The following is a 10,425-nucleotide window of genomic DNA, read 5'->3' on the forward strand; positions in this document are numbered from 1 at the left end:
AGTTCGGCGATCCTGGCCGAGCGCTCGGAAGCGGCTCGCTCGGCGGCGGCACGCGCGGCCTCGCCGCGCCGCTTTTCGTGATGTCCGTGAGGTAGAGAGTGAGTCCGTCAGGCCCTGGGACCATTCGCAGGTGATGGCTGCGCCCCGCCGCGATCCCTACGTCGAAGCTCACGGGTGCGGTCCCGGCGGCCTTCCGGCAGCGGGCCTCCACGTCGGGAGCCCGTTGAAGGGCAGGCAGCTCCCACAGCACGCGCCCGACCACCTCACCGCTGTTCCGGCCGGTCCGGTTCGTCAGAGGAGCACTCGATCGGAGCCGGTGTCCGTGAGGAGTCGTGCGGTCTGCGGGGACGGGTAGTGCAGTCGCAGGGACGTGTGGGTCTCGGCGGCGTGCCGCGATGCGTCGAGGAAGACGCGCAGGCCGCTGGTGTCGCAGAGGTCGACGGTGGTCAGGTCGACGTCGATGGTGGTGATGCCGTCATACAGGCACCGCTCCAGGGCGGTCCGCACCTGGGGCGCGGTGACCGGGTCGATCTCGCCGGCCAGGGTGATCAGTGCTCGCGTGCCCCGGTCGTGCCGGTAGATGTTCAGCTGTGGAAGAGTCATGATGCCTCGGTTCATGGGCCCTGGCCGCTACTCCCAGATCGATGGCCTGGTGACGGAAACCGGTTGGTCACCTGTGGTGGGTGGTACGGCTGCGTCGGCGGCGCGGCGGGAAGCGGCCACGGCCCCCGTCGCGGTGGTCTCGTCGTTCGCCGAAGGTCGGCGACTCGGACCGACCGGGTTCCGCCGGGGGTAGCGGCGTGCCGCGTCCGCGGCGGCCGGGCGGGTCGGCGCTGTAGCGGTGTACGGCGATTCTGTCGGCGTGCTGGATGTTGAGCCGGTGAATCACGTATGCCGCTGCTGCGATGAGGACGATGAAGGCGGCGACGGTCAGGAAGGCGTTCATGGCGGCCCGCCTCACATACCGACGATCAGGCGGCTGGGCCGACTGGCCCGACAGGGCGGACCAGGCTGGTGCGGGACGGCCGCGGACACCGCGCAGGCGCCACCCTCGTACTCCCACGCCTCGTCCGGTTCCAGTGGCTCGTCGGTCGCGGCGACGCCGTGCCGGGCGTCCGCGGCGATGAGCGCGCTCGCGGTCAGGGGCAGGCCGTCGTAGTCGGACGCGGCAGCCATCAGCCGGGCCGCCGACTCCGCCCCGGTCTCGGGCGGGATGACCAGCAGGTCCCAGCGGCCGGTGCCGTAGGAGAGGAGCAGCAGCTTGTGCGGGTCGATCTCCGGGGTGAACCAGCCGACCTTGACGATGTGGCCGTCCACGGGAACCTGGCGCGGGATGACCGGCCAGCACTTCGGGTTGATGGCGATGCGCGTGATGCGACCCCACAAGGGGTCCAACACGTCGGTCAGCGCGGGCAGTTCGCTCAGCAGATCCCGGGAGCGGGGCCACCAGGCACCATCCAGGAGTCCACGGGAGGCGCCGTCGGTCTTCAGGGCGAGACGCGCGGCCGGGGCTGCGACGGGCTCGGGGTGCGCCAGGATTGGGTTCAAGGTCGCCGACATGATGCGGACCCGTCTCCGGGCCGCCTCTGCGGCGGCCCGGGTTTCATCTCTCGCCGAGAACGACCCGGCGTGGAAGCCGGTGTGCGAAATGCCCTCGGTACTGTCGACACTACTCCGCGCTCGGCCGCGACGCGGAGTAGTGGCCGCCTAGAGGTGGAGCAGTCTCTGGGTGATTTCCCGGTACTGCCTCAGTGCGTGCCGAAGTTCGTCGGACTGTGCATCGGGGTTCTGGTCGTGCCAGTGGGCGTGAAGGAGACGCCGTCGTTCCGCGAGGGCGTTCACGAGCTGTGCGGTGGCTTCGTCATAGGCGCTCTCGGCCTCTTCCAGCGCCTCGAGCGGGGTGTCGGCGAAGGTGTTGAGGGCGTGCCGGAGGCGCTGGGCGATCTTGTCCTGTTCGTCCGACGGGAGCAGCGGCTCCGGGCTCGGGCTGCGGCGTCCGGCCGGGCCCGGAGTCTGGCCGGCGGACTGCCGGGCGCGTGTCTGGTCGTACATCATCGGGGGTCGCTTCCGTTCCGCCTGACGGCGTCCTTGGTCTTCTCGACAGCCTGTTTCAGGCTTCCGCAGACGCGGTCGTTCCTGCCTCGGCGTTGCAGTCGCCTGTTGCGGGTGACCCGGCCGAGCTCTTCCGCGATCCTGCCCTTCATCGTTTGCGCCTGGTTTCTGATGCTCCGTGCAACGATCATGGTGGCCTCGTTGTTGTCCGGTGGGTGGGTTCTCGTGGGGACTGGGCGAGGCGGAATGGCGGAAAGCTCCGCCGTGCGTTCCGGAGTTGCATGGCCCGGCATCGTGCGGCCTTTCCGCGTCCGGCGACGGTCCGTGTCAACGCGGTGGCCGTAGCGATCCGGGCCGCCTCGCTACGGCCGGGGCGGTGGCGCACATGCCCGCATCCCCGCCGCCGGCCGGTCGGGCCGTTGGGTGTCGGCGTCGTGCGATGTGGAGGGGGCGTCGACCTGTTCCGCCGTCATGAGAGCGGTCGCGGTCGACTGCGGGGCGGTGCTCGCGCTCGCGCTGACCATCAGCCGGGCGGCCGAGGGGGCGGTGGTCTCCGGGGGAATCACCAGGAGGTCCCAGCGGCCCGACGTTCCGGACAGCAGCAGGATCTTGTGCGGGTCCAGCTCCGAGGTGAACCAACCGACCTTCACCACATGGCCGTTGACGAAAATTCGTTGCGGGATGATCGGCCAGTAGCGGGGGTTGACAGCGATACGGGTGATCCGCCCCCACAGCGGGTCCAGTACGTCGGCCAGCCCGGGGAGTTCGTCGCTGAGGTCACGGGAGCGGGGCCACCAGGCGCCGTCCAGCTCGACCTGTCCCGGGGAGGGGCTCACGGTTTTGAGGGCGAGGCGTGCGGTCGGGGCCCTGAAGGGCACGGCGCGCGGCGAGGGATGGTCGGTGATCGCGGACATCGTGCGAACCCGTCTCCGAACCCCTGCGCGTGAACAGTTGCCCGGTGCCGTTGCTCACCAGGAACGACACCGGTATCGGGGCCGGTGCGCGAAGTGCTCCCGATGAGTTCACGCTACTCCCCGAAGAGGCCGAACGGACCGCTCCCGGAGATACCCTCACTTCCGGCGGCCGTCCTTGCCCGACGAGCGGCTGGTCTCCAGCCAGGGCCGCGCCGGTTCTGCCGCGCTGGTGGTGTCCACGGTGAGCTGGAGGCGTGTCCCTCCCGCGGCGTCCGCGGGGTAGCTGCGCTGTTCTGTGGTGGCGAAGCAGTGACGGAGAACTTCCGCGACCCGACGGGCGACCTCGGGGGAGGCGGCGATGATACGTACGTCGGCGTGTCCGTCCGGGGGATTTTCCTTGGGCTGCATGACGACCTCGCGATTGCCCCTCGGGCATGGATCCGTGGACCGGATCTTTCACCCTACTCCAGCCTGTGTGACCAGCGAGCTCTCCGACTGCTGCGGGCCGCGGAGTACCGTGACACGCGGAAGTCACTCCATATCTCTCACAGACAGCGAGTGTCATGGCCGACCCCCGGCTCCCCGCGTGTGACTAGTGCCGCGGCAGGCAACGTTCGCCCCGTCACGACGCCCGGCACGCTCCCCCGCGCTCTCGACTCCGCTCGAGCAGGGGGTGCCCCCACTTGCCGCACCGGACGAAACCCCGAGTACGTCCAGTACGAGGGCTTCCGGCCGGCACGCCGAGAGCACGCACCGGACGCCGCTCCTCAACGGGCAAACGTTGCCTGCCGCGGCACTGGGTTCCTGCCGGACGCCGTCCACCAGGCGGTGAAGCCGGGGACGGCTATCGTACGGCTACAGACCACGCATGACCGGCGGGGCGTTCTCGACGGTGCGTGGTGGCCGTGCTCCCGTGATATCGCAGCCGAGCTTCCCGCCCTGATCTCCGCACTGACCGAGTACCTCGGGCCGGTCACGCGCGTCGGCGTGGACGCCGGAGCCTGGGACGCGCTGCCGACGCGACTGCCCGTCGACGACCGCGTCGTCCACATCGACTCCTTCCCTGTCGGCGACGACACCGTTCTCGTCACCAGGGGCGATCAGGACCACTTCTCCCTCCTCGTCATCCCCCGCACGCGACGCCCGAGGCGGCACGTACCGCGATGGCCGAAGCCGTCCGCGCCGACAACATCACGCAAGCCGAACAGATCCTCATCGACACCGGTACCGACCGGGCAGTGCCGAAGACTTGACGCCGGTCGGCCGAGGCGGCCGTTGTGCCAGTCCGGTGCCGGTGCCGGGATGACCGTGCTGTCGAAGGCGCCGGAGCTGATCTGTGCCGCGAGCTCGGACCAGGATCAGCAGGGCACTGGCGGCCAAGGCAGTGACCACAGCGGTCACATCCCCACGATGCTCTGCTGAATCCGGCGATTCCAGGCAGGGACGCATGGGGCTGTTCCTGGCACGCCAGACGCAGCGGCATCAGCCTCGCCGAGAAGTACGCGTTCATGGACCAGGCCATCGCCGAGCAGTTCGGGCCGGACCACTTCGTCACCGCGCAGATGACGGATCTCGACATCGTCAACGGCCACCTGCAATGGGTCAACGCCGGCCATCCCGCCCCACTGCTGATCCGCAACCGTCGCGTCGCCCGGACGCTGGAAGGCCCGACCACCCTGCCCGTCGGCTTCGGCGGCGCCCCTCCTCAGATCAGTGAATGCACACTCCAGCCCGGCGCCCGGTTGCTGTGCTACACCGATGGCCTGATCGAGGAGCGCGACGCAGGGGGAGAGCCGTTCGGCGAAGAACGGCTCATCGCCTGCATCAACCGCATCGCACGCACTGAGGGAGGAGTACGTGCAGACGGGCTCTGGCTCTCCCGCGCCCTGAAGAGGGAACGTGGGGGCCGCACCAGCGATGATGCGACTCTGTTCCTCATCGAGTGGTGGGGAGGTGCCGCCGATCACCTCGCCGTCCTGGAATGAGCGAAGGCACGCCCCCTGACCTCGACGGGTGCCGTGGCGTTCAACACCGCCACGGCACTCACCGCGCTGGTGTCCGCCGCTGCCGTCACCGAGCGGAACCGCACCTACCTGGAGGTCAAGCACCTGTGCGGCGAAGTCTCCGACACGGTGTCTGCCCTGCGGCCCGGCATGGAAGGCGGCGATCGACGCCGGCGCGCGGCGGCTCGGGACGGCGGTCGGAGGTCGACTGAATGCCGGATGCCCCGCCGCTACGGCCGCGACGCCGCCCGGGTCTCCTCGTGGGCGTGCGGGTACTCCGCGGTGCGGTGCTGGAAGGCAAGCACCCTGGGGTTTTGGACGACGCCGCGGCGGATCTCGATGGCGTGCCGGATCGTGTCGTCGGTGTCCCAGCCGTCGGGGCCCTGGAGCACGACGTCCAGATATGGCAGGAGGGCCTCGCTGTTCTCCCAGGTCGCGGAGTTCCACAGGTAGGAGGGGCTGTGGTCCACCCCGTAGTACCTGACGTGGTCGCCGACGGTGAACATCGGGTCGGTGAAGGTGGTGGGGCGGGCCCAGTCGAAGCCCATGCCCTCGTCGCAGGAGACGTCGATGACCAGGGTGCCGGGGGCCAGCTTGGGCAGGTCCTCGTCTATCAGGAACATCAGCGGCGCGTCGGTGTCCTGCAGCACGCAGTTGACGATGATGTCGTGCCCGGCGAGGAACTCGGCCAGCGGCAGCGGGCCGTCCTCGGTGAGGGCGACACTGCGTCGCGGGTCGAGGGTGTCGTCGGCTTTGTCGTGGTCGAAGTGGACGATCCGCGCGGAGTGGATGGGGGAGCTGACGGCGGTGACGCCACGCGCCGTGAGCACGTCGACGTCGTGCACGCCCAGGGCGCTGAGCGCGGTCACTGCGCCGCGGGCGGTCGCGCCGAAGCCGATGACGACGGCGCGCTGCCGCCGACCGTAGTCGCCTGTCACGCCGGTCAGCTGCATGGCGTGCAGGACCGAGCAGTACCCGGCCAGCTCGTTGTTCTTGTGGAAGACGTGCAGGTTGAAGGCGCCGCTGCGGTTCCAGTGGTTCATCGCTTCGAAGGCGATCAAAGTCAGCCGCCGGTCGATGGCGGTCTGGGTGAGCCTCTCGTCCTGGACACAGTGCGGCCAGCCCCACAAGACCTGCCCCTCGCGCAGTTCCGCCAGGTCTTCGGGGAGTGGTTTGGCCAGCAGGATGACATCGCAGCCGGCGATGAGTTCCTCGCGCGTGCGGAAGCCCGCGACGAGCGGGGCGAGCTGGCTGTCTGGGACGCCGAAATGCTTTCCGTAGTTTTCCTGGAGGTAGATGCGCTTGCGGAGACCGGGGTCGATGCGGTCGAAATGAGCGGGGTGAACGGGCAGACGATGCTCGTTTTCCTTGCGGGTCTGCGACATGATTCCGAGCGTGAGCTGCTGCAAAATGCCACCTTTGGTTGCTCCCTGTTTAGCACACCGGGGCAGTCCGGCAGCCGGTCGCGACGGGCGGGACCAGGGGCGGGCGCACGGGCGGGAGCCGGGTCCGGGCGACATACGCGTGGCCCTGTGCGCTTCCGGGCGGCGGCATCCGTCTCCGTGGCGATCGGGTCGCCCGGTGCTGGTCAGCTCTGTCGGGCGCGGCCTCGGTCGACGCTCGCGCGGGCCTGAAGACGCTGCGGCCCGAGGAAAACAGCAATGTGAAGATCGCCCGCTCAACCTGGTCGAAGTCCCGCCATGGCCCTTGTCTCGATCAGCTCGGCCTTGAAAGTGCTGTTGAGCGCCTTGGCCATCGGGCTCGCCAGAAGTCGTTCCTGAGGTCCGGGTGACGCTGGGTGAGCGCGTTGCGCGGCACGCCGGCTTCCTGGGCCAGGGCGACGATCGTCAGCGCGCCGTTGGAATGCTCCGCGGTTCCCTGCAGATGCGGCCCATGGCCGCGCGGATACGGTCGCGTTCGTCGGGTGCGGGGCTCATGAGGTGCAGTTCTGGAGGCTGATGCGCTTGCGGTGGTGGGCGTCGGCGAGATCGTGCAGGCGTTCGTCCAGCGGGCCGGGGACGCGGCCTGCCTGCTGGTCAAGCGAGGTGGCGCGGAGTCGGAGGCCGGTGGCGTGCTGATCGGTGCGGGCGATGTTCGCGCAGGCGGGGACGCACTGGTCAAGGCTGGGGGTGCCCTGGAGGCCGCGATGGCACAGGGTCTTGTCGCGCTTGTAGACGCACATCAGCAGCGTGCGGGGATTGTCGTAGCCGGCCAGGTGGGGGTTGGCGAGGATCTGGCGGGCCTGCCGGGCGGTGATGACGCTGCCGGTGTACTGGGGCGCGGTGGCGGCGGCCTTGATGGCCCGCGGGCGGTGGGCTCAGAGACGCCGAGCCGTCCTCGAGAGCGGCATTCAGGTCAGCGACGGTGTCGATGGTGGCGCGGGCCGTCCCGACGTCGAGGAGCTCGTGGATGCCGTCCCGGCTGCGCGCGGCGTATCCGGCCGCTACAGAAGTCCGAAGATGACCGTACTGAATCGCGAGCGCGACCAGGCCACCCGGGCGGCGGGCGATGTGCCAGGCCAGGCTCCTGCGGAATCGTTCGGTACCGATCCTCCCGTGCGGATCCGGCGGGATGACCTCACCGGCCAGGCCGCGCGCGGCTGCCTCGTAGTTGGCCCAGGTGATGAAGTCCTCCACCCATTTGCCCAGGGTGTGCACGGTGAGGGAGCCGGTACCGCGCAGGTCGTGGGCGTGGTGATCGAACAACAGCTGCCCTGGGGGAACGATGCGTTCCAGAACACGGATGGCGTTCACGACAGGGGCGATGGCCACCCAGGGAGCATCGCGGACTCCGCCCTCGGAACGATGGTTGGTCTTGTACAGGATGCTCGTGGTCAAGTGCCGTCCTGTGCGCCCGGCGCTGCCCGGTTTCGGGTCGGGGCAGCAGCCGCTGCGTAGTATGGAGCGGCGAGCTGCGCCACCCTCTGCCAGTGCGCTGCGGCATCGCAACTGGCCCGTCGCGGCCAGGCCGCCGGATGCATTGTTCATTCCGATCGCCGGCCGAGGTCTTCGAAGAGCAGCTACGCTCGCTGCAACAGCCCGATGTTGCAACGAGCGGTTGAACTCGCGCAGTTCCGCTCACGGAAGTTCGTGTCCGTGCTCGCACGTCATGACCTGGTCGGCTCAATGGGCCGGGTCGGTGCGGCCGGCGACAACGCGGCCATGGAGAGCTTCTTCGCGCTGCTGCAGAAGAACGTCCTCGACCGCCGTACCTGGGCCACCCGCCAGGAGCTGGGGATCGCGATCGTCACCTGGATCGAGCGTACGTACCACCGACGCCGGAGGCAGAAACGCCTGGCCCGATCGACCCCGTCGAGTACGAGACCATCATGACCCCACCCGCAGCCTTGGCTGCATAAACCCCGCTGTCACCCGATCATGCGGCAGTCCCGAAGAAGCCATGATCTGCGGATGCATCCGGCGTATCGAGTTCGCCGTCGCCATTGTGCACGGGAGGTGCACCGGGTTCTGTGTGGCGGGGCTATCGTGCAGGTCAGAGTCGTTCTCAGACGTGCCAGAACGTTCCCGGCAGGACAGCTCGTTCGTGCCGGTGACGGCCTGGGCGTAGGGCCGGCACGCAGAAGCCGGGCCACCACGGTCGCCCGTGGGGCCCGGCCGGAGGGGGGTCAGCGGGTGAAGGTGACCCGGTGCTCCTTCAGGGAGCCGCAGTTGGAGCCGTACACCTGCACGTACGTGTTGGCGATGCTGCCGCCCCAGTCCACGCAGTGCCCCTTGCCGTAGACGTACGTCGGTCCGGCGTACGACGTGAACAGGCCCTCGTCGTAGTGGCTTTCCTCGGTGTCCGGAACCGAGACCCAGGCGGACATGTTCACGGCCTTGCCCGGGTTGTTGCGGATGGTCGTGACGCAGTTCTGGCCCTTGGAGGCGTTGTAGGTCAGGTAGACGGTCCCCAGCGAGCCGACGGTCGCCGAGTTGACCGTCTTGTAGCCACTGCCGCAGACCTTCTGCGGAGTGGTGTTGGGCGCGGCCGACGCCGGCGATGCCAGGGCGGTCATGGTGCCCACGGACAGCGCCGCCACGGCGGACGCGGCCAGGACGGAACGGGTGAATCGCATATTTCCCCCTTGCAACTCTTCGAGATGGTTGCTCCTGCATGGTGTGACCCTCGGGGCATCCAAAGGGTTGTGCGTCAGTTCGCAGGAAAAACAGGTGAGTTGAGGGCGGCGGAAGCGGAACGCCCCGTGCGGTGACCGCGGGTGCCCGAGCGTTCCCCGACTACGGCTCGCTTACTCACCGGCCACTCATGGCACACGCGAGATCCAGAGGATCTGTGCAGGGGTGTCACACAGGCTGCACACCGTCCTTCCAAAGTCTCGTTAGCGTTACGGCTCGATCCCACGTGCGAACGTGACCAGGCGCGGCCGGCGAGCCGCCGGAACAGCCAGATCGGGAAAGCCACACATGGACTACTGCTCCTCGTGCCGTCGGCACCTCAACGGCGCCTTGGTCTGCCCGGGGTGCGGCGCCTACGCCCCGGACATCGACCCCTCCGCCATCGGCGGCCGTACCGCCCCGGCCCCCGCGCCCGCCGTGGCCCCCGGCGGACCGGCCGCCTGGGACTACCAGGCCGCCACCGGCCCCTGGCACGACAGAACCGTGTGGGACGAGACCCCCGCGCGCACGCAGGAGGGCCCCGGCTCCGGCTCGTCCGACGGGGACGACGCCCCGGACACCGACACGGCCGAGGGCTACGAAGCCCGGCCGCAGGGCCGGGCCGCCCGGCGCCGCCAGATGGCCCGCTGGAAGAAGAACCAGCGCCGGGCCGTGGTGGCGACGGCCGTCGCGCTCGTGGGAGGAGGTCTGACCGTCGCCGCGATGAACGGCAATGCGAAGCCCGGTGTGCAGGCGGCCGCGACGCCGGAGGACACGACCATGGGCGGCGCCGCGGGGGAGGCGCCGACGTACGCCGGCCCGACGTCGAGCAAGGACGACAGCCCACGCGCCGCGTCCACCCCCACGACCCCCTCGCACTCCGACCGCGCCTCGCGCCACCAGCGGCCCCGGGCCGCCGAACCCCGCACCACGCCGTCGGACGCCCGTACGGACGCGGCCGCCGCACACCGAGAGCTGCCGCTGACGACCGCGCCCCGGCGGAAGACCGTCACGGACACCGTCGACACCGCCACCGGCACCGGCACCGCGGGTTCGTCCGCGTCGCAGGTCACCGAACCGACGACGCCGCCGGCCGCCGGGTCCGGCTCCGACGCACAGCAGCCGTCGTCCCCTTCGACACCCCCGCCCGCGGCGGCCACCCCGCCCGAGACGTCTCCCGCCGACTCGGAGCCGAAGGAACTCTGCCTGCTGGTCATCTGCCTGGGCTGAGAGGCGTCCGCCCCGGCTGGGGGCGCGCGGCACCGACGGGGTGGCGCCGACCACCGGCGGGCAGTCGATGCCGATGACCGTGACGGCCGGCCGCGCCCAGATGCGGTCCGCGAC

General features: G+C 69.7%; 11 protein-coding genes and 3 pseudogenes. 5 read left to right on the plus strand and 9 right to left on the minus strand.

All coding sequences use genetic code 11. The annotated features are described in order from the left end of the window. Positions 1 to 291: 291 nt before the first annotated feature. The 6 genes from ABZ281_RS21005 to ABZ281_RS21030 form a co-directional block, all read right to left on the minus strand. Complete coding sequence (locus tag ABZ281_RS21005) at positions 292 to 603, minus strand: STAS domain-containing protein (protein WP_356657556.1); 312 nt, start codon at positions 601 to 603, stop codon at positions 292 to 294. A gap of 67 nt (positions 604 to 670) precedes the next feature. Beyond that, on the minus strand, positions 671 to 946 hold the full coding sequence (locus ABZ281_RS21010) for a hypothetical protein (RefSeq protein ID WP_356657558.1): 276 nt from the start codon (positions 944 to 946) through the stop codon (positions 671 to 673). An 11-nt stretch (positions 947 to 957) separates the two neighbouring features. After that, positions 958 to 1,560: a DUF5994 family protein gene (locus ABZ281_RS21015; protein WP_356657560.1), complete on the minus strand. Its 603-nt coding sequence runs from the start codon at positions 1,558 to 1,560 to the stop codon at positions 958 to 960. A 147-nt stretch (positions 1,561 to 1,707) separates the two neighbouring features. Next, a complete protein-coding gene (locus ABZ281_RS21020; RefSeq protein WP_356657562.1) occupies positions 1,708 to 2,055 on the minus strand; it encodes a hypothetical protein in 348 nt (115 codons plus the stop codon). Between the two features lie 359 nt (positions 2,056 to 2,414). Beyond that, on the minus strand, positions 2,415 to 2,966 hold the full coding sequence (locus ABZ281_RS21025; protein ID WP_356657564.1) for a DUF5994 family protein: 552 nt from the start codon (positions 2,964 to 2,966) through the stop codon (positions 2,415 to 2,417). 156 nt (positions 2,967 to 3,122) lie between these two features. Beyond that, positions 3,123 to 3,374, minus strand: a complete 252-nt coding sequence (locus tag ABZ281_RS21030; protein ID WP_356657566.1) for a hypothetical protein — start codon at positions 3,372 to 3,374, stop codon at positions 3,123 to 3,125. A gap of 396 nt (positions 3,375 to 3,770) precedes the next feature. Here ABZ281_RS21030 and ABZ281_RS21035 point away from each other — a divergent pair. Beyond that, a pseudogene (locus ABZ281_RS21035) lies at positions 3,771 to 4,219 on the plus strand (DUF5994 family protein). A gap of 210 nt (positions 4,220 to 4,429) precedes the next feature. Further along, positions 4,430 to 4,951, plus strand: a pseudogene (locus ABZ281_RS21040) (PP2C family protein-serine/threonine phosphatase); the annotation flags it as partial. A 248-nt stretch (positions 4,952 to 5,199) separates the two neighbouring features. Here ABZ281_RS21040 and ABZ281_RS21045 read toward each other — a convergent pair. Together ABZ281_RS21045 and ABZ281_RS21050 are read right to left on the minus strand one after the other, a co-directional pair. Next, positions 5,200 to 6,378, minus strand: a complete 1,179-nt coding sequence (locus ABZ281_RS21045; RefSeq protein ID WP_356657568.1) for a N(5)-(carboxyethyl)ornithine synthase — start codon at positions 6,376 to 6,378, stop codon at positions 5,200 to 5,202. 524 nt (positions 6,379 to 6,902) lie between these two features. Next, positions 6,903 to 7,151: a hypothetical protein gene (locus ABZ281_RS21050; protein WP_356657570.1), complete on the minus strand. Its 249-nt coding sequence runs from the start codon at positions 7,149 to 7,151 to the stop codon at positions 6,903 to 6,905. 73 nt (positions 7,152 to 7,224) lie between these two features. On the opposite strand from ABZ281_RS21050, the gene ABZ281_RS21055 reads away from it, so the two are divergent. Together ABZ281_RS21055 and ABZ281_RS21060 are read left to right on the plus strand one after the other, a co-directional pair. Next, positions 7,225 to 7,866 carry a hypothetical protein gene (locus ABZ281_RS21055; protein ID WP_356657572.1) on the plus strand — a complete coding sequence of 214 codons (642 nt, stop codon included), beginning with the start codon at positions 7,225 to 7,227 and terminating at the stop codon, positions 7,864 to 7,866. Positions 7,867 to 8,034: 168 nt separating this feature from the next. Further along, positions 8,035 to 8,327 (plus strand): annotated as a pseudogene (locus ABZ281_RS21060) (IS3 family transposase); the annotation flags it as partial. A 267-nt stretch (positions 8,328 to 8,594) separates the two neighbouring features. On the opposite strand, the gene ABZ281_RS21065 reads toward ABZ281_RS21060, so the two are convergent. Beyond that, a complete protein-coding gene (locus ABZ281_RS21065; protein ID WP_356657574.1) occupies positions 8,595 to 9,044 on the minus strand; it encodes a spore-associated protein in 450 nt (149 codons plus the stop codon). A gap of 346 nt (positions 9,045 to 9,390) precedes the next feature. Between ABZ281_RS21065 and ABZ281_RS21070 the strand changes: the two genes are divergently transcribed. After that, on the plus strand, positions 9,391 to 10,311 hold the full coding sequence (locus ABZ281_RS21070; protein WP_356657576.1) for a hypothetical protein: 921 nt from the start codon (positions 9,391 to 9,393) through the stop codon (positions 10,309 to 10,311). Positions 10,312 to 10,425: the final 114 nt, after the last annotated feature.

It is taken from the genome of Streptomyces sp. NPDC006265 (assembly GCF_040613555.1).
Taxonomy (GTDB): domain Bacteria; phylum Actinomycetota; class Actinomycetes; order Streptomycetales; family Streptomycetaceae; genus Streptomyces.

Bases quoted from the DNA above. Each gene is read 5' to 3' on its own strand.
- ABZ281_RS21065 (WP_356657574.1), bottom strand. From the start codon at position 9,044: ATGCGATTCACCCGTTCCGTCCTGGCCGCGTCCGCCGTGGCGGCGCTG.
- ABZ281_RS21070 (WP_356657576.1), top strand. From the start codon at position 9,391: ATGGACTACTGCTCCTCGTGCCGTCGGCACCTCAACGGCGCCTTGGTC.
- ABZ281_RS21015 (WP_356657560.1), bottom strand. From the start codon at position 1,560: ATGTCGGCGACCTTGAACCCAATCCTGGCGCACCCCGAGCCCGTCGCA.
- ABZ281_RS21005 (WP_356657556.1), bottom strand. From the start codon at position 603: ATGACTCTTCCACAGCTGAACATCTACCGGCACGACCGGGGCACGCGA.
- ABZ281_RS21020 (WP_356657562.1), bottom strand. From the start codon at position 2,055: ATGATGTACGACCAGACACGCGCCCGGCAGTCCGCCGGCCAGACTCCG.
- ABZ281_RS21030 (WP_356657566.1), bottom strand. From the start codon at position 3,374: ATGCAGCCCAAGGAAAATCCCCCGGACGGACACGCCGACGTACGTATC.
- ABZ281_RS21010 (WP_356657558.1), bottom strand. From the start codon at position 946: ATGAACGCCTTCCTGACCGTCGCCGCCTTCATCGTCCTCATCGCAGCA.
- ABZ281_RS21050 (WP_356657570.1), bottom strand. From the start codon at position 7,151: ATGTGCGTCTACAAGCGCGACAAGACCCTGTGCCATCGCGGCCTCCAG.
- ABZ281_RS21055 (WP_356657572.1), top strand. From the start codon at position 7,225: ATGACGCTGCCGGTGTACTGGGGCGCGGTGGCGGCGGCCTTGATGGCC.
- ABZ281_RS21025 (WP_356657564.1), bottom strand. From the start codon at position 2,966: ATGTCCGCGATCACCGACCATCCCTCGCCGCGCGCCGTGCCCTTCAGG.